The organism is Microcoleus sp. B4-C2 (assembly GCF_036705265.1).
Lineage (GTDB): Bacteria > Cyanobacteriota > Cyanobacteriia > Cyanobacteriales > Microcoleaceae > Microcoleus.
The window spans coordinates 25,051-45,010 of the sequence record NZ_JAUBUB010000053.1; the positions used below are offsets into that span (position 1 = coordinate 25,051).

Genomic DNA, 19,960 nt, shown 5'->3' on the forward strand with positions numbered 1-19,960 from the left:
TATCAAACTTCAGTCGAGCAGTTTAGGGCCTTCAGTTGCATAGTTCTGGTTAAGATTAATGTGTTGTGGGCTACTGTAGATCCTCCTCTGCATCTGAAATCGTCATTTACCAATAGTCTGGACTGTTTGTAGTTCGTAGTGTGAAACCCTTGATTTTCCGTTGGTAGCTCCATTGGCGAATCGCCTTGAAACTTTTATTCTACGAATGCTAATTAAAAACCGTCCGCAGTATTGATTGACCACAAGTTTAAAAAAGTTGTCCTGCTAATGGATCGATTAAACAATGGAAAGTTTTATCCCTGAAAAGTCTGAAGACTGTCACGGCTGGGCCTCCAAGCCAGACTTGTACAAAGAGCTGCAAGGAGCCAAAGAATTACTGCTGACGATCGCCAACTCGATGCCAATACCCCTGATCGTGAGCAGTCTGGCGGACGGCACAATTATTTATAGTAACGATTTATGTCGTCAGGCTTTCGGGTTCACAGGATTTAAGTCGATCGACCGCCAAAAAGCCGAAACGCTCTACCACAGACCTGCAGAGCGCCAGGAATTGCTGTTGCGGCTCGCCCGCAACGGACACGTCCGCGAGACAGAAGTCCGGTTTAAAAAAGCTGACGGCACGCTGTTTTGGGCAAGTGTATCGATGCGGTATCTGACATTGGTGTCGGGGAAAGCTGTTCTGTCGGTGTTCACCGACATTACGGATCGGAAGCGAGCGGCCGCCAAGGAGCAGGAATTGCTCACGTCAATCCACTCGCGAGCCCGCCAGCAAGCGGCCGTCGCTTACTTGGGGCAGCAGGCCCTGGCCGAAACAGATTTGTCCGCACTGATGGACAAAGCTGCGGTTTTAATTGCTCAAACCCTGGACGTTGATTATTGCCAGGTGTTAGAACTGTTGCCCTCTGGTCATGCTTTTATGCTGCGAGCGGGGGTTGGCTGGCAGCCGGGCCTCGTCGGCAGCGCTACTGTTGCCGCTTCTGCTCGATCCCAAGCAGGTTACACATTGCTAGTGGGCGAACCGACGATCGTCGAAGATTTGCGGGTGGAAACGCGCTTTAGCGAGTTGCCGCTACTGCATAACCACCGGGCTGTCAGCGGCGTTACTGTGATCATTCCCGGCAATCGGGGACTGGGGAGGAACTGGGGACAAGTAGAACCAGCGGACAGTTCATCCTCGCAGGCCTGGGGCATTTTGGGGGTTCATACCAGCCAAGGGCGGGTTTTCAGTCAAGATGACGTTTATTTTGTAGAAGCGATCGCCAACGTGTTAGCTGCGGCGATCGAGCGGATTATATCGCAAGAGCGCTTACAAATGATGGAACGGGCGATCGAAAGTTGCAGCAACGGCATTGCAATCACCGACGCAACCGTAGCAGATAATCCGATTATTTATGTCAATCCCAGTTTTGAGCGGATTACGGGTTATCGCAGAGACGAGTTAATGGGCAAAAATTGCCGATTTTTGCAAGGCACAGACACTGACAGCCCCGCTGCCAAAGAATTGCGAATTGCGATTGAAGAAGGCAGAGAAGCTCAAGTTATATTACGCAACTTTCGGAAAGACGGCACGCCTTTTTGGCACGAATTGTCGATCGCTCCGGTTTACAACTCGCGGCGACACTTAACCCACTTTATTGGAGTACAAACAGACATTACCGACCGCCAGCGTTCGGAAGAAGAATTATTTTTAAAATCTCAAGCTTTAGCAGCTTTTAGCGCTAATCTCAAACACTTGCACCGGATTACAACTTATCATTATCAAAACTTTGAAGAACTGGTTGACGATTATCTAACAGCCGGCTGTTTGATGTTTGGACTTTCTATGGGCATCATGGCTGAAGTTGACCGCGAAACTTTTATTGTCCAGGCAGCGAAAACAGATTTAGGATACTTCGTGCGAGGCTTAGAATTGAACCTCAGCGATACTTACTGCGCCGCAGTAATTAATCTCAACAAAACAGTTGCGTATTCTCATATAGGAGCAAATATTGAGATGCGCGAACATCCTGCTTATCTAAGCTGCAAATCAGAATCTTACATCGGAACGCCGATATTTGTCAACAATAAAACTTACGGTACGTTAAGTTTTAGTTCGCCAGAAATAAAGAAAAGAAAGTTCAAGTACGAGGAAATAGAAATTATAGAATTGATGGCTCAAAGTATTGGTAAAATTCTGGCGGTTCACCAAATGGAAATCGAACGCCAGCAAGCTGAAAAAGAGCGATGCGAGTTGATAGTATCTCTCAAAGAAAGTGAAGAACGCTATCGCCGTTTAGTAGAACTATCTCCCGAAGCGATCGCCGTTCACAGTCAAGGGAAAATCGCCTACATCAATGCTGCCGGCGCGAAACTCCTCGGTGCGAGTTCTCCCGAAGCGCTGATTGGCTTTCCCATATTGCATTTCGTCCATCCAAATTATGTGGAAATAGCCACAGAGCGCATTCGGCTAGTCGAGACAGAAAATCAGCCACTCGACCTTGCCGAACAAAAACTAATGCGGCTCGACGGACAAATAATAGACGTTGAAATGGCCGGTATCCCCGCTATTTATCAAGGCTCGACGGCCGGCCAGATTATTATCCGAGATGTCACCGAGCGCAAGCGAGTAGAACGGGAACTGCTGCACGGCGCTTTTCACGATGCGCTGACGGGTTTGCCCAACCGGGTTTTGTTCATCGACAGGCTAGGACAAGCCATCCGCCGATCCAATCAGTCCCCCGATTACAAATTTGGTTTACTTTTCCTAGATTTAGACCGCTTCAAAGTCGTTAATGATTCTTTAGGACACGTTTTAGGAGACAAACTGCTAATCGCCCTCGCCCAGCGACTGCAAACCTGCGTCCGGGTTTCGGATACCGTCGCCAGACTGGGGGGAGACGAATTCACGATCCTGCTAGACCACATTCAGAGCCTCAGCGACGCCACCCTCGCAGCTAAAAAGATACAAAAAGAACTGACGAAGCCGTTTCATCTCGAAGGGCACGAAGTATTTACCACCGCTAGCATTGGCATTGTTTTCAGTCGAGGCGAAGCCACCCCCAGTGGCGAATTAAATTCGTACACTCACCCGGAAGAATTCCTACGCGATGCTGACATCGCTATGTACCGCGCTAAAGCTTTGGGTAAGGCCCGCCACGAAGTGTTTAATTTGGCGATGCACGACCAAACTATGTCGCTGTTGCAGTTAGAAACTGACCTGCGGTTGGCTATTTTGGGCAAGGAGGAATTAGGAGAGAGCAAGAATCAATGTTCGCACTTTATTGTGCACTACCAACCGATTGTTTCGATCGCCAGCGGTGCGCTCGAAGGTTTTGAGGCCTTGGTGCGCTGGCACCACCCGGTTCGGGGTCTAGTTCCGCCGTCTACTTTTATCCCTGTAGCTGAAGAAACAGGTTTGATCGTGCCTCTGGGAGCCTGGGTGTTGCGGGAAGCTTGTCAGCAATTGCGGATTTGGCAAGAAATGTTAACCGAGCAACAGGGAAGAAGTCCAATGGAAGTCGGAACAAGGCCCTTTGACTCGCTTCGGCTGCACTCAGGGCAAGTCGCTCAGCGTAACCAGAAGGAAGAAGGCGCTTCGACTTCGCTCAGGGTAACAACAGAGGAGAGGGCAACGGGCAATTTAGGGGATTTAACTGATGTAACAGATACAGGGCATGAGGAACACGGAACTTTTACTGAGCGTAGCCCCAGTATTGGTCACAGGGAAGAAAGAATCGGTAAAAAATTACCAATTCCCAGTTACCAATTCCCGATTACCGATTTCCACTCCTCTATTACCAATTCCCAATTCCCAATTACCAACTCTTCGGCTACGTTCAGTACAACTTCCCAGCTACCAATTGCGAATTTTAAATTACCCATTATTGATCCTTCGCAATTAACAATGAGCGTCAATCTCTCTCCTAAACAGTTAGGTATGCCGAATTTAATCGAGGAAATCGATGAAATTTTAGCAGAAACTGGCTGCGATCCGAGCTGTTTAAAATTGGAGATTACTGAAAGTGCGATCGTAGAAAATGTGAAAAAAGCCAATATTGTGCTAGCCGAATTAAAAGGTAGGAATATTCGATTGTCGATCGACGATTTCGGTACTGGCTATTCGTCTTTAAGTTACTTGCACCGTTTTCCGCTGGATACACTGAAGATCGATCGATCTTTTGTGAGCCGCTTGGGGGCTGTCGAAAATGGTGACGACGGGGGTCAGCCTTTGCAGATTGTGCGGGCGATCGTAACTTTGGCTCACAATTTGGGATTAAATGCGATCGCCGAAGGTGTAGAGACAGGCGAACAGTTAGCACAGCTTCGAGAATTAGACTGCGAATTAGCTCAGGGATATTGGTTTTCTAAACCTTTGGACAGTTCTGCCGTGACCGAAATCCTGATAAATCTCGGTAATATAGAAATTAGGGACTGATTGAGCTACAGATTGGTAAATAGTGCCTCACCCTGTGAAGACATTTTTGCTACAAACTCCTAATCTCAAAACTGATGCACCAGGGAATAAATTGTGCATCAAAATTAGATTTTAGGTGATGATATCAAATCTGTTAGGATCGGAATTATTCATCTGCGTGAATCCGCGTCCATCCATTGTCATCTGCGGTTAATACATTCTCTTTTTTTAACCGCAGATGAGGGCAGATTAACAGATATTCACGCAGATAAATGAGTTCAATTCCGGTTGTACCGTCCGTGATTGTTGAGTATTGATATCGTTTCCGGTTGCATCGGAATGATTTAACCGCAGAGGGCGCAGAGAACGCAGAGGGAGAGAATACAGAGAGGAGTAATTCCGATGCTACCGGATTTGATATGACTGGATTTTATCGCAGAAGGAAGCAGGAAGAAGCAATATAATCAATCGTTTCAGCCATTAACAACGTCCTAACTGTCTTGGCGGTTGCTATATCAGGACGATGCTACCGGATTTGATATGGTTGAAAATTACCAAACTGACCACGAATTTCAAAGGTGGTACCGGCCACGTGGTTTATCCGTGGAATCAATCCAACATCGGAAATCGAAAATCCTCAAGAAAGAGCATTTATCTCGCGCAAGTCAATCCAAAATCTAAAATCTAAAATCTAAAATCGAATGACGCACAGTAACGCTTTCGCAATTGCCAATTACAACTTACCAATTCCCTATTAACAATTAGCTTTGAGGGGAATCTCGATCGCCAATTCTGTACCCTGGCCCGGCGAAGAAGTGCATTTCAGCGACCCGTTGTGTCTGTCTGTAACAATTTGATAGCTAATTGACAAGCCCATCCCGGTGCCTTTACCCACAGGTTTAGTGGTAAAAAACGGGTCAAAAAGCCGAGTGCCGACAGTCTCCGGTATTCCCGGCCCGTTGTCAGCAATCCGAATGATTACTTTGCCGACTGGCGATAGTTCAGTGCGGATGCGGATGTTGCTGGGCTTTTGCCGCTTTTCCTCAGCAGAACGGCGCATATCCCGTTCTTCTAAAGCATCCAAAGCATTGCTCAAGATGTTCATAAATACTTGATTTAATTGTCCGGCATAACATTCTACCAAGGGCAGTTGAGCGTATTCTTTAATTACCTCAATTTCTGGATGGTTGTGTTTAGCTTTGAGCCGGTGCTGCAAAATCATCAGGGTGCTATCTATGCCCTCGTGGATGTTGACGGCTTTCATTTCCGCTTCGTCCATGCGGGAAAATGTGCGGAGAGAAGCAACAATTTGTTGAATTCTGTCTGCACCGACTTTCATTGAAGAAAGCAACTTTGGCAAGTCTTTCATCAGAAAGTCGAGTTCAATATTGTCTACTTCTTCTTGAATTTCCGGGACTGGATCGGGATAGTGGTTTTGGTAAAGTTCGATCAGGTGTAGCAAGTCTTGGGTATAGTCGTTGGCGTGACTGAGATTGCCGTAAATAAAGTTAACTGGGTTGTTTATTTCGTGGGCGACTCCTGCCACAAGTTGACCGAGACTCGACATTTTTTCATTTTGAATTAACTGCGATTGAGTGCTGGTTAATTTCTTCAATGTTTTTTCTAATTCGAGAGCTTTATTCCGAGTTTGGGCGTAAAGATCGGCTTGGTTGAGGGCGATCGCCAATTGAACTGTAACCGCTTGCAATAATTCTACTTCGTCGTCACTCCAGGGTCGCACAGCAGCGGAGTGGGCGCAGGTAACAACGCTCACTACTCCCGAAAGTGCCTGCATGGGAATTGCCAAGACAGATTGGTAGCCCAGAGAGTTAAGAGAGCTTCTCCAAATAGGGTCTGCGATCGCTCCGACATCATCGATTTGCAGCGTTTCTAGACGCAACATCTGTTCTCCTATAGTTCCGAAATCAGAAGCTTTATAGCAACCTATTAAATCTGGAAGTTCTCTTGTGCGAGATTCTTGAATAATTTCCCAGTATGGTTCGTCTCCGTCGCAACGATACCAGCTAAAGTTGCAACGATCGATCTGCATGAAAGCCCGAATTTCTTGGACGGCGACAGCAATAATGCTGTCGAAATCGAGGGAATTGCGGATTTGAGTAGTGAGGTTGTTGAGCAGTTTTTCTCGCTCGGCTTGCTGTCTGAGTCTGGCTGACGATTGCCTTAAGGCAATTTCTCCCCGCTTGCGATCGGTAATGTCTTCGGTGACAGCTAATAGATATTGCGGTTTGCCATCAGCATCGAGTATTGCTGTTTTCTTGCTATGAAATATCCGCGTTTCTCCTTGGCTAGTTTCAATTTCTTCTTCGGCGATTTCTAAAATTTGCCCGCTATCGATCACTTCCCGGTCTTTGGCGGTGAAAAAATCAGCTTGTTCTGTTGGGAAAAAGTCGTAATCATTTTTGCCGATTACTTCTGCTGCACTGAAACCGAGTAACTGTTCAGCTACTGGGTTCCACAGAACAAACCGCAGTTCTTGGGCATCCTTGGCAACCACTCCTACGGGTATGGTTTTGAGCACTGACTCCATAAAATTTTGAGCGTGTTGCAGTTCTGCTTCTGCCTGTTTGCGATCGCTAATATCTCGGACGTTGGCAATGACGGTGAGATTGCCGTTGAGATTAATTCTCGACAGGGCAACTTCTGCATCAAAGGTTGAACCGTCGTTGGGACGCCTCGCTTTCCATTCCACGCGGGGTGTTTCGCCTGCTAATACTCTTTCCCAAAGTTCTTCCATTTGTTCAATGGGATTGTCGGCGCTTGAATAGTCGTTTTTAATTGATAATTTTTTTGCTTGTTCGGGGCTCACTCCGTACATTTCTAACATTCGATTATTGACATCGAGAATGTTTCCTTCTAAATCGTGAATGAAGATAGCATCGTAGACATTGTTAAATATGGTTCGCAGGTTTTGCTCGGAAACTTGCAGCGCTGCTTCTGCAAGTTTTCGATCGCCAATTTCTTGTTCTAATTGGGTGACTGCTTGGGAAAGTTCGGCCGTGCGATCGCTCACTCTGTCTTCTAACTCGACTGCTGCTTGCCGCAGGGCTGCTTCGGCGGCTTTGCGATCGGTAATGTCGATCACCGTACCGAACATTTTTACCACCTTGCCGTTGACATCGGTTTCGGCTTGACCCACGGCGTTCACGTGTCGCAAGATGCTGTCGGGACGGTAAAGGCGAAAGTCAAAATCAAAGGGGATGCCCGCTTCGAGTCCCCGCTGCACTTGAGTTTGCCACAATGCCAAATCTTCTGGATGAATCTGAGCGACCTGTTCGGCTAGGTTGGGCGCGATGGGGGCTGGTTCGAGTCCGAAGATGCGGAAAAGTTCTTCCGACCAAGTGATGGTTCCGGTGGCTGCGTCGAGTTCCCAATTTCCGACGTGGGCGAGTCTCTGGGCTTCTTGTAGCTGTCGCTGGCTGTTGCGGATGGCGGTTTCGGCAACTTTGCGATCGGTAATGTCGAACAATACGCCGCAAAATACGATTTCGCCGTTCTCGCTGCGGGTGGGCATGGAGTCGCCCTGCCACCAGCGAATCTCGCCGTCGGGCTTGACTAACTGCCCTTCGTAGTGCCACAGGGAGAGGTTTTCTATGGCCTGGTTCACCGAAGCGATGTAGCCTTCCAAGTCTTCGGGATGGACGCGGGAAATGAATGTATTGATGTCTTGCATCATTTCTGCTGCGGTAACGCCACTGATATCGAAGATGCGATCGCTCATGTAGTCAATGCGCCAAATTCCGTCACGGTTGCAAAACTGGAACAGAGCTCCGGGCATGGTGGCTGCGATCGTCCGAAACTTGGTTTCGCTGGCACTGAGTGCGGCAAAAGTCTGTCGCAGTTCGGCTGTGCGCGCTTCTACTCTGCGCTCTAGTTCTGCGTTGGCGTGTTGTAAGGCTGCTTCTGCTCGCTTGCGATCGGTAATGTCGGCGGCTGTACCTGTGGTGCCGAGGAAGTTTCCGGTTTCGTCGTACAGGGCGATCGCGTTAAACATCAAATGTTTCATGCTGCCGTCTTTGGCGATTTGGGTGGTTTCGTACTGGAAAATTGATTCTCCGGCAAACAGGCGGGCGAAAACTTCTAAATCTTTCTGGCATTGTTCTGGTGTCACAAAGTCGGAGAAGGGCCTACCGATCATTTCTTCTGGTTCGTAACCGTAGATGTACTTAACTGCTGGGTTGACGAAGGTGTAGCGTCCTGAAGCATCTACCGACCAAATCATGTCTTGGGAGGTTTCTACCAGGCTGCGGTATTTGCTTTCGCTGGCTTTGACGGCTTCTTCTGCTTGTTTGCGTTCCGTCATGTCGCGGGAGACGCCGACAGTCATGACGATTTGGCCGTCTGCGTTGCGGATCGGTGTTTTGACGGTGCTGAACAGCCGCACTTCTGAGTCGTAGCGCGTCACTGGTTCTTCGGAAATTTGCAGAGTCTGTCCGGTTTCAAATACGAAGGCGTCATCTCTGACGTACTGGAGGGTATTGTCGGGATCGGCGAAAGGTGCGTCTAGGATGTCTTGAAGTTCCTCTTGAGTCATGCCGTAATAGTCGCGGAATGCTTGATTTGCCCAAACAATTTTGGATTTGGGGCCTTTGACTAATACCATATCGGCGATCGAATCGAGAATTTGGTGATATTTTTGCTCGCTGTCGCGGAGTTTCTGCTGTGCTGCTTCGATTTGTGCTATTTGCCTCTGAGTTTGTAAGTGCAGTTCGGCTTGGTGGATGGCAACTGCTAAATGATCGCCTACTTGTCTGGCAAATTCGATTTCGTCTTCTTGCCAATCGCGGGGATTGCCGCAGGAGTGAATGCACAGCAATCCCCACAAATGTTTCCCTTGCAGCAGGGGTACGACTAAGTTGGCTCGGATTTGAAACCGCTTGAGGATTTTGAGGTGACAAGGGCTCAACCGGGCTTTGTAGATGTCCGTGACAGCTTGAACGTAACCTTTGGCATACTTGGCGGCAAATTGTTCGCCGAAACAGTAGTCGCGGACTCTTGCTCCCAAAGATGGGCTGTATTGGGGCAGTACGTCTTCGGACACTACTTCGCCCTCATTCCATTCGGATTCGGGAAAGAATCGGTAGACGGCGACTCGATCGGCATTTAGGAGTTGCCGAACTTCGGTGGCTGTGATTTTGAATATTGTTTCTAAGTCTAGGGATTCACGAATTTTGCCAATCACTCCCATCAGCGCTTGCAGCTTTTTGAACCAGGTTTGAGACTGCGTTTCTCTTTCTAGGTGAGCTAGTTTCTCGCGCAGGTTGCAAACTTCGTAATACAGGTATTCATGAAACATAATGCTTTTTCTTTAGTTATTTTGCGGTTTGGTATCGAGGTTGATGGCATCTCAATAGCGCTCTGCAAGTTGAGTCTGGTAAGTCAAAAAGGCAAAGAACCTATTCTCCTCCTTCTGCTAGCACTTAGCAGCTACTCACACTGCATTTCCGTATTTTTTCGAGATTTGGAGGTCTATCGACCATCTTAGCTCCCGTATATTTACTGAAAAAGTGGCATAATTTGCTACTTCATTAAGTATCAATTATTGAGAATAATGCTAACAAAACTTACACATAAACCCGGTTTATTAACGTAATCAAGTCAGGGAATCTCCGAAAGTGGAAACAAGAAACCCGGTTCCATTTCGCGATCGGGAGGAGCGTCTCTGACTAATTTTGACATTTTTTTTGCTCGCCTTCGGTTTCAATTGTCACCTTTTTATTATTACCCCAAACCCGATTAATGGTTTCCTTGTTTTGGCGATGGAATATTCTGTTGGGCTCGCCTATTTTAAAATTTGTTTGAATTTAGGCGATCGCCTTTTCTAGAGTTTTAAGTAATGCTCGATTTATCTCTCCTAAATTAGATTTTTTACAATCTTTAGGATCTGCCAACGTTTTAGATATTTTTCCTTGCCTTCTCGTTATTTTATCCGAGAGATGGGATTTTTAAAACTGATTTAAATTCACCGAATCAGAGGTTAGTTTTCGGTAAAACAGTTGAGGTAGTTGCAGAATATGGTTAAATTTGCTTAACTCAAGGCCCATTTCCTACCGCAACGCGCCCGCACGCGCGGAGACTTTTTGCCTCCCGATTTTTGCGATTTTAGACAAGTGTAAAAATTTTAGATAATACAAATATTTAGGGTATCACATTTTGGGAGAAAGTAAAGGTATTTCAAGCTGGAGCAATAGAAATGGCGATCGCGAATATTAAAGTTTGGGCAAATTAATAATAAAATCCGTAGAAAGTCGCATTTCGCTTTCTACCTTTAAAGTGCCATGGTGTTGTTGGACAATCAGATCGCGAGTGAGAGATAATCCAAAACCGACTGCTTCTGCTGTTGGTTTAGTAGTAAAGAAAGGATGGCAGTTTTTGGCTTGAATTTCTAGAGAAACTCTGATGGTATTGTCGCGCAGACCAAGTTCAACTACTTTTGCCCTTTTTTGCATTTTCAGCAAGTTTTTGAGAGTAAATTTTATGTTTATCGATCGGTTCCTTGCTACCCATTTTTCGGCGTTTGAAATACAGCCTAACAAACATGATCAATGATATTTATCAAAGGGCGGTTTAAATCAGAGAAGCCTACTTTCGACAGAGCGATCGCACTATCATACTCAGTATAAATTACTATATAGCAATCCTTGCAGGAGTCGTAAATTTTTGACCCCACCCCAACCCTCCCCTTATCAAGGGGAGGGAGTAAGAAATTCACAAATGATGCGAGGATGGCTATATTGAAGCGACGAGCGATCGGCTGCTATGATCAACCAACTCCTACAAGCTTAAGAAGCAGTTTTCAGTATAGCCCTGGCTTCCTCAATATTTTGGGCAACCAATTTGCCCGACTCGATAAAGGCCGATCTTTCGGTATCGCTGAGTTCAAGTTCCACTACTTGTTCGACTCCCTGAGATCCCAAGCGGCAGGACACTCCTAAAAAGATATCTTGCACGCCGTATTCGCCGTGCAAATAAACGCAGCAAGGCAAGAGTCGCGACTGATTAAATAAAATAGATTCTACCATCAAACAGACAGAAGATGCGGGTGCAAAATAAGCACTACCAGTCTTCATCAATTTTACAATTTCTGCGCCACCGTGGCGAGTCCGCTGTACGAGTCGATCGATCGCCCCAGCATCCATAAGTTGATTGATGGGAATACCGTTGACAGTAGAATAGCGGGGCAAAGGAACCATCAAATCGCCATGAGAACCGATGACAGTGGCATTGACTTGAGCATTTGAAACGCCCAATTCCATTGCAATAAAAGTTTGAAAGCGGGCGGAGTCGAGAACTCCCCCCATCCCCATGACTCGGTGTTTGGGCAAATCCGCAGCTTCCCAAGCTAAATAAGTCATGATATCTAGGGGATTTGTGACTGTGATTAAGATTGCTTCGGGAGAATGCTCGATCGCCTGTTTTGTGGCTTCGGTGACAATTCGAGCATTGATTTTAATTAAATCTTCCCGATTGATACCGGGTTTGCGCGGCACTCCGGCGGCAATTACTATGATATTTGAGTTGGCCGTATCTGTATAATTATTTGTACCGACAATTTGGCGATCGTGGCGTTCCACTCCCCTGGCTTCCATCAAATCCAAAGCCACGCCTTGGGGCCAACCCTCCACAATATCTAGCAATACTACATCTGCCAGATTTTTCTCAGCAATTCGCTGGGCTAAGGTACTGCCGACTTTGCCTGCACCAATAATTGATACGCGGTTTGATGGAGAATTCATTGGGTTTTAGGTTTTAGATTTTAGATTTTAGATTTTAGATTTTAGCAATCAGCTTAATTGGGGAAAGGTGCGCGGTGTGCACCCTTCGCTACATTAAGAACAGTGTGTTTAGTTTTGGTGAGTTACTGAAAATCTTCGAGTTGGTCTACCCGCAGCCAAATATTCGGGGTGGGAACTTTGCCAAATTTGACGAAGGCATAGTCGCCGCGAACATCCATCACTTCGCCCTTTGTTTCAAATATATAGGAGGAAAAGCGCTGGTCGCTGGCTTTGGCTTCTAGACTGTTTTCCAATTTTTCGCGTACAGCGCGAACTATGCTGCCTTTCTTGATTGCCATAACTTGCTTGGTTTAGTTTAAAAAACTATACAAATTTTAATCTAGATTTGGCTGCAAAGTCACTCGGCGATTGAAATCGCTACTAAACAAACGAAGTCACTCCAAGCTGACTAAGGAATAAAGGAGTCCGATTCGTGGGGTATATCTAAAATCTAAAATCTCAAGCCTAAAATCCCTTGACTGCTTCCTATGTCTGACAAAGGGGGCAAAAATGAGTCGATCGCCCTGCTAATTTTATACGTTCGATGGTTGCGGAGCAAGTGCGGCAGGGTTGACCGGCACGATTGTACACCCAAGCGACGCCGCCGTAGTTGCCGTTGACACCTTGGACGTTGAGAAAATTGCTAAAAGTGGTGCCGCCGGATGTGATCGCCTTCTGTAAAACTTGAATAATAGCGGTATGGATGCGCCCAATTTGCTCTGCGGTCAAATCCGCGCACAGAGTTGTGGGCATCACTCCCGACAAAAACAAAGTTTCGTCTGCGTAAATATTGCCCAAACCAGCTATCAGTGACTGGTCTAGCAAAGCTGTTTTTATGGGTCGCGCCCGCCGGTGCAGCTTGCGGGCAAAATATTCGGTTGTAAATTCGTCTGAAAACGGTTCGGGGCCTAAGAGTTTCAGACCGATGACAGTGCTCGAAACCTCGGTTTCTGCGGGCACGTACCACATTTGCCCGAAGGTGCGCTGGTCTACAAAGCGCAATTCTTGGTTTCCCTCAAAAAACAGCCGGACTCGCGCGTGTTTTTGCAGGGGCTCGGATCTGTTCACCCACAGCAGTTGTCCGGTCATCCGCAGGTGAACGCCCAGCCAGCCGGCTTTTGAAGGAGGGAAGAAGGCGGGCGCGGGGAGGGCGGGCACGGGGGCACCGCCCCTACATTGAGATAGTTCTGCCAGTAGATATTTGCCGCGTCTGTACCAGCGGGCGATCGACTTTCCTTTGACTTTTGTCAAAAAATCGGTCGCAGAGATTGAGCGGGCGATCGTGCTGTTTAACAACACGTCCCCGTCCAAAATTTCTCGATCGAGGGTTGCTTGATTCAATCCCCGGCAAATAGTTTCAACTTCTGGCAGTTCTGGCACAATTAGCGTTGTTCTGTTCCTTGATTTGGCGAACCTTCGACGCTGCCGGTCACTTCGGCACCGGGTTTGCTGTCGGTTGAAGTTTTCGGCTGCTGGGGGGCGCCACCGCTGCCGGTTTTCCGCGTTTTCTCGTCCAGCGTGGTTTGTTTGCCGCCGGAAGCTACTGGAGTCCCTGTTTTCGCTTTTGCTTTGGGTGCTGACACTTCCACTAATTCGCTTTGGGCGAAGTTGTTGGTGTTGACGCCTGCATAATTTACGCTGTTAAAGCGAACGATAACTGGGTATTTAATGCCGCTTTGGTCTACCGTAGCAACGGTGCCCACTTCTTGATACCAGAAGGATTCTTTGCGGAGAATCCGAACTGTAGAACCGCGTTGAACCATGAGCTTTGTTTCCTTTGCGATGAATAAACGGATAAAGCCATTTTTTTTACTCTAGTCGATCGCGCGACGCATTTGAAGTCTGCAAGGAAATTTTTACCTGTCGCGCCGTTTTTTGATCTGCTTTTTGTAAAGAAAAGTAAATACTTTGCTAGGGCGATCGCTGGGGTTGCAAAATAAATAAACAGACATTATCCGTTAAATACAAGCTGTGCGATCGGATCTATAAAAAACTTTACAAATTGTTGTGGGTGGCGAGTTTGTTACGGGGGTGTGAGGAGGTTGTCGGGGCCGTTAGGTTGTTGCGGGGGCCGCCAGGGGTTTTAAACCCCTGTCTCATAGCTAAAGTCGTCTAAAGACGACTGAATATACAATTGTATTTTTGGGGCTGATTGTATTTTGGGGCGGGCTGATTGTATTTTGGGGCGGGCTGATTGTATTTTGGGGCGGGCGAGACGCCCAACCCCTACTCCCCACAAGAAAATTTAGTTTTTGTGGAACAGGCATCTTGCCTGTTCTTAAGAATCATTGTGGAACAGGCATCTTGCCTGTTCCTAAGAATGGTGCAAGAGGTGAGATTAATTAACCTTGTATTTAATTATATTGTCGCGCTAAAGTATTGCAAAGCGCGGGGAATATTTACAGTATGTCGTTAGTTGATTTAGCTAATACTAAAGTTAGGGTTCTTGGATGGAGTGCGGTGATGGGTGTTGCGCCAATGATTGCCAGCGCGATCGCCAATCCGGGAGTGACAGCAGCATTAGGTGTGATGGCCAATCCAGCCGTTGGGGGCATTTCGATATTAGCAACGATCGCGGGCGGTATAGCGGGGAATATGGCGGCTAACGACTTGGGAAATCTGATCGCCGAAAAGTTGGGAAAAAATCCGAATATTCTTGACAATCGCGATTTGATTGAGGCGGCGGGTGAGGCGATCGCCTATATTTTGAAAGATGTTGCTTCGTCAGATGAATTAATTGCGATCGCCCTGAGTAAAAATTCGTCTGCCAGGGATTTAGATCGATTAGCCGAAAAAACTCCTGAATATTGGCTGAATATTAACACAGAAGGGGTTGATTTGTCAAGGGGTTTAAATATTTCTGAAGACCAACTGACTCGGATTTTTTCGGCGGATGCTGCGGAGTTCGATCGAGTTACGGGATTGACACCGGAAGATTGGGCAAGATTCATCGGGGAATTCGCGGCCAGTGAGGGGAAATCCTTTGATGCAGAAATCGTGGAATTTGCGGCGCAAAGACTGTATGCAACTTTTCCGAAAGCGTACCGCAAAGTGCTGACACAAGATGCAGCCAAGGGAGGAGAAAAGTTTGCGGCGATGCTGTTGAATCTGCACCAAATTGCTTTGGCGGATCTCAAGGATTTGAAGCTGCAAAATCGGGAGATTATCGATAAGTTGGAGGCGGTAGCAACTAAGCAGCAGATTTGTCAAGTGATGGCGAAATTGGGCGCGATCGAAATTGGCATCCGATCTGATTTGGCGCAGATTCGGGCGTTGCTGCAAAGATATATCGATCCTGCCGCGCCGAGTTTGCCGATTTCCCTCAAATCCGAGACGATTATTCAGGACAGAATTAAAGACTTTACCGGTCGGAAATTTGTGTTTGAAGCAATTAACGAGTTTCTGAATAAAAATCGGAAAGGCTATTTTGTTTTGCAGGCGGAACCGGGTGTTGGGAAAAGCGCGATTATGGCAGCCTGTGTGGTGCTGCTGAAGCGACGCTGCGTTACTCATTTCAACTCGCAACCGGACGGGATTGTCAGCGCTAAAACTTTTTTGGAAAATGCTTGCATTCAGTTAATTGAAGGTTTTAATCTTAAAGAGAAGTACCCGCGACTGCCGGAAAATGCCCTGGAAAACGGCAACTTTCTAGGCAGGTTGCTGGGGGAAGTTAGCGCTAAAGTGGGCGGCAAAAAGTTGATTTTTGTGGTGGATGCGCTGGATGAAGTTGATTTGAAGGAGCAAAGTAGCGGCAGCAATGTCCTTTATTTGCCTAATGATTTGCCCGATAACGTTTATTTTATTGTCTCGAAGCGACCAGAATTTCTGCCAATGCCGGCAGCTAACCGGACAGTTTTTGATTTGATGAAATACGATGGAAAAAGTCTCGAAGATGTCGAGGCTTATCTGAGAAAACGCACGGAGAGAAGCGAGTTAATTCAGGATTGGATTAAAGGTCGAAATTTGCAGCGGGAAGAGTTTGTGACGGCGGTAGCCCAAAAAAGCGAAAAGAAATTTATCTACCTCCGCCACGTACTTGATGAGATTGAAGGCGGCACGTACAATGATGTGAATTTAAATGATTTGCCAGCGGGTTTGGAGGAATATTATCAAAAACACTGGGTACAGATGATTGGTCACGAAGACGATCCTCTGCTGGAATTGAAAGTTAATATTATCTACGTGCTGTCGAAAGCTCACGAGCCTGTTGCTCGCCGCTGGATTGCCAAATCGGTGCGCGAGACGGATTTTAAAGTACAGCAGGTACTAAAGAAATGGGATTCTTTTTTGCGACAGGAACAGGTAAACGGGGAAATTCGCTACAATATTTATCACAACACCTTTCGCGAGTTTCTCGAAAAAGATGAAACTGTGCAATCTGCTGGGGTGAATGTGGAAGAACTTAACCGCCAAGGTATTAATAACAGGTTGGAAGGAGCGCCGATATGAGCAAGTTAGGTGTGTGGTTGGCGCAGCAGAGTCAAGGCGATCGGGAATATTTATTGAAATATCAACCCAGGGATTTCGTTCAGGGGTTGAAGGATTTTAATCGTTATTGTGCTTGGTTGACTGATTTCGGTTTTATTGAGATGAAACTGGAGGTGTTGGGGGTACAAGCGCTAATTGATGATTACGATTTGGCGAGAATTTCTGATGTGTTGCTGTCGGATGGGCAAGGTGAAACTCTGAGATTGATTCAAGGGGCAATTCGCAAGTCGGCGCACGTTTTGGATAAGGATAAAACGGAACTGGTAGAGCATTTATGGGGGAGGTTGTTTGATTTTGAAACACCTGAAATTCAGGGGATGCTGGCACAAGCAAAGCAGTCGAAAGATCGTCCTTGGTTGCGACCTTTGAAGGCTAATTTAGAACGGCCTGGAGAAGGCGCACTGCGGACGCTTGTCGGTCATAGTTCCTTTGTAACAGCAGTGGCGATCGCACCCAACGGAAAAACAGCGATTTCGGCTTCCGATGATAATACCCTGAAAATCTGGGACACCGAGACAGGCCGGGAACTAAAAACTCTCACGGGTCATAGTTCCGTAAATGCAGTGGCGATCGCACCCGATGGCAAAACAGCGATTTCGGCTTCCGATGATAATACCCTGAAAATCTGGGACACCGAGACAGGGCGAGAACTGAAAACTCTCATAGGTCATAGTTTCCATGTAAAAGCAGTGGCGATCGTACCCGACGGAAAAACAGCGATTTCCGTTTCTAATTATCCTACCCTGGGAATCTGGGACACCGAGACAGGCTCAGAACTGAAAACTCTCACAGGTCATAGTTCCGTAAATGCAGTGGCGATCGCACCCGACGGTAAAACCGCGATTTCGGCTTCTTACGATAAAACCCTGAAAATCTGGGACACCGAGACAGGCCGGGAACTCAAAACTCTCAGGGGTCATAGTAACAGGGTAAATGCAGTGGCGATCGCACCCGATGGCAAAACAGCGATTTCCGCATCATCTGATAATACCCTGAAAATCTGGGACACCGAGACAGGCCGGGAACTCAAAACTCTCACGGGTCATAGTTTCCATGTAAAAGCAGTGGCGATCGCACCCGACGGTAAAACAGCGATTTCCGCATCATCTGATAATACCCTGAAAATCTGGGACACCGAGACAGGCCGGGAACTCAAAACTCTCACGGGTCATAGTTTCCATGTAAAAGCAGTGGCGATCGCACCCGACGGTAAAACAGCGATTTCCGCATCATCTGATAATACCCTGAAAATCTGGGACACCGAGACAGGTCCAGAACTGAAAACTCTCACCGGTCATAGTGGCGAGGTAAATGCAGTGGATCTCGCACCCGACGAAAAAACAGCGATTTCCGCATCATCTGATAATACCCTGAAAATCTGGGACACCGAGACAGGCCGGGAACTCAAAACTCTCACGGGTCATACTGACAAAATAACAGCAGTGGATCTCGCACCCGACGGTAAAACAGCGATTTCCGCATCATCTGATAATACCCTGAAAATCTGGGACACCGAGACAGGCCGGGAACTCAAAACTCTCACGGGTCATACTGACAAAATAACAGCAGTGGATCTCGCACCCGACGGTAAAACAGCGATTTCCGCATCATCTGATAATACCCTGAAAATCTGGGACACCGAGACAGGCCGGGAACTCAAAACTCTCACGGGTCATACTGACAAAGTAACAGCAGTGGATCTCGCACCCGACGGTAAAACAGCGATTTCCGCTTCATGGGATAGTACCCTGAAAATCTGGGACACCGAGACAGGCCGGGAACTGACAACTCTCACGGGTCATAGTTCCTTTGTAACAGCAGTGGATCTCGCACCCGACGGTAAAACAGCGATTTCCGCTTCTTACGATAAAACCCTGAAAATCTGGGACACCGAGACAGGCCGGGAACTGACCACTCTCACGGGTCATAGTAGCGCGGTAAATGCAGTGGCGATCGCACCCGACGGTAAAACAGCGATTTCTGCTTCTTACGATGAAACGCTGAAAATCTGGGACACCGAGACAGCTTCAGAACTGAAAACTCTCGCGGGTCATAGTAACTCGGTACTAGCAGTGGCGATCGCACCAGACGGAAAAACAGCGATTTCGGCTTCATGGGATAAAACCCTGAAAATCTGGGATTTGCTCACAGGTAAAGAGGTTGCTAGTTTCAGCGGAGAAGCTGCGTTTAATGGCTGTGCTTTTGCGCCTGATGGAGTGACAGTTGTAGCGGGCGATGCGTCGGGCCGGGTGCATTTCCTGCGTTTGGAGGGAATGGGGGATTTGGGCGATGCTGCTGCGCCAAATAATCCCGTTTCTTTGTTTTACAGTGGTTTGGCCCTGGCAAAACAAGGGCAGTATGAAGCCGCCCTAGCAAAATTAACTGAAGTTGCAGAAATAAGACCGGATGCGCTGATTGTTTGTTTGGAACAAGGTAAGGTTTTGTGTGAATTGGAGCGCTATGCAGAAGCTGTTGCTAGTCTCGACCAAGCAAAAGAAATAGCAGGCAAAGACCGCGATTTTTGGTTTTGCCGAGGCTTTGCACTGAGCAAGTGCGACTGTCAAGAAGCCGCGCGAGAAAGCTGGGATTTTGCCATTAACATTCAGCCCGATGACTGCGATTTCTGGTCAGAAAAAGCCGAGGCGCTATTCGAGTTGGAACGCTACGAGCAAACTATTTTATGTCTGGATTTAGCGATTAACATTGAACCCAATCAAGCCTATTTATGGGATTGGCGCGGCAGGGCGCTGCAAAAAAACGGACGCGCTCAGGAGGCAATCTCCAGCTACGATCGCGCTTTAGAATTGCAGCCTGATGATGCTGGTATATTGGCTAATAGAGCTTGGGCTTTACTAACATTAGGTCGTCATGAGGAGGCAATGGCTAATTTGGATAAAGCTTTACAAATAGATCCAAATTGTACAGGTGCTTATTATTATAAAGCTTGCTATTTTGCCTTGCAGAATCAGATTGAGTTAGCGCTGGTAAATTTGCAGCGCGCGATTGAATTGGAACCGGAATATCGAGAGTTGGCAAAAACTGATACCGATTTTGATGGGATTCGCGGCGATGTCAGGTTTCAGGAGTTGTTGGGAAATGGAGTTACCGAAAATTAGGACAGGGCAGTGCCCAGTGTCAATTTAAGGTCAAACGTACTCATAGATTGCTGTTTACCGCCCAGGCCAGATCCCCCCTAGCCCCCCTTAAAAAGCAGGGTGGATTAATTGTCCCCAAGTAAATTATAATAGTCGAGCGCGAGCGGCTCGAGTCCGCTCGCGCTCGACTA

General features: G+C 47.2%; 10 protein-coding genes. 3 read left to right on the plus strand and 7 right to left on the minus strand.

All coding sequences use genetic code 11. The annotated features are described in order from the left end of the window. Nucleotides 1-283: 283 nt before the first annotated feature. Complete coding sequence (locus QUB20_RS16555; protein WP_333247416.1) at nucleotides 284-4,414, plus strand: EAL domain-containing protein; 4,131 nt, start codon at nucleotides 284-286, stop codon at nucleotides 4,412-4,414. 733 nt (nucleotides 4,415-5,147) lie between these two features. On the opposite strand, the gene QUB20_RS16560 is transcribed toward QUB20_RS16555, so the two are convergent. The 7 genes from QUB20_RS16560 to QUB20_RS16590 form a co-directional block, all read right to left on the minus strand. Then, complete coding sequence (locus QUB20_RS16560) at nucleotides 5,148-9,707, minus strand: PAS domain S-box protein (protein WP_333247414.1); 4,560 nt, start codon at nucleotides 9,705-9,707, stop codon at nucleotides 5,148-5,150. A 913-nt stretch (nucleotides 9,708-10,620) separates the two neighbouring features. Then, nucleotides 10,621-10,947: an ATP-binding protein gene (locus QUB20_RS16565; protein ID WP_333242186.1), complete on the minus strand. Its 327-nt coding sequence runs from the start codon at nucleotides 10,945-10,947 to the stop codon at nucleotides 10,621-10,623. Nucleotides 10,948-11,193: 246 nt separating this feature from the next. Then, entirely contained in the window at nucleotides 11,194-12,147 is a 954-nt protein-coding gene (gene mdh / locus QUB20_RS16570) for a malate dehydrogenase (protein ID WP_333247412.1), read from the minus strand. A 122-nt stretch (nucleotides 12,148-12,269) separates the two neighbouring features. Then, a complete protein-coding gene (locus tag QUB20_RS16575) occupies nucleotides 12,270-12,485 on the minus strand; it encodes an NAD(P)H-quinone oxidoreductase subunit O (RefSeq protein WP_333053996.1) in 216 nt (71 codons plus the stop codon). A gap of 187 nt (nucleotides 12,486-12,672) precedes the next feature. Beyond that, nucleotides 12,673-13,566 (minus strand): DNA-formamidopyrimidine glycosylase, encoded by an 894-nt coding sequence (locus tag QUB20_RS16580; protein ID WP_333247410.1) that lies wholly within the window; start codon nucleotides 13,564-13,566, stop codon nucleotides 12,673-12,675. 2 nt (nucleotides 13,567-13,568) lie between these two features. Further along, the gene (locus QUB20_RS16585; protein WP_333053993.1) at nucleotides 13,569-13,949 is read right to left on the minus strand and encodes a photosystem I reaction center subunit IV; all 381 of its coding nucleotides are present in this window, start codon (nucleotides 13,947-13,949) and stop codon (nucleotides 13,569-13,571) included. A gap of 339 nt (nucleotides 13,950-14,288) precedes the next feature. Further along, entirely contained in the window at nucleotides 14,289-14,453 is a 165-nt protein-coding gene (locus tag QUB20_RS16590; protein ID WP_333291492.1) for a hypothetical protein, read from the minus strand. A 139-nt stretch (nucleotides 14,454-14,592) separates the two neighbouring features. Between QUB20_RS16590 and QUB20_RS16595 the strand changes: the two genes are divergently transcribed. Both QUB20_RS16595 and QUB20_RS16600 read left to right on the plus strand, forming a co-directional pair. Further along, the gene (locus QUB20_RS16595; RefSeq protein ID WP_333247408.1) at nucleotides 14,593-16,635 is read left to right on the plus strand and encodes an ATP-binding protein; all 2,043 of its coding nucleotides are present in this window, start codon (nucleotides 14,593-14,595) and stop codon (nucleotides 16,633-16,635) included. Then, the gene (locus QUB20_RS16600; RefSeq protein ID WP_333291493.1) at nucleotides 16,632-19,790 is read left to right on the plus strand and encodes a TPR end-of-group domain-containing protein; all 3,159 of its coding nucleotides are present in this window, start codon (nucleotides 16,632-16,634) and stop codon (nucleotides 19,788-19,790) included. The genes QUB20_RS16595 and QUB20_RS16600 overlap by 4 nt, the downstream gene beginning before the upstream one ends. The last annotated feature ends 170 nt before the right edge of the window (nucleotides 19,791-19,960 follow it).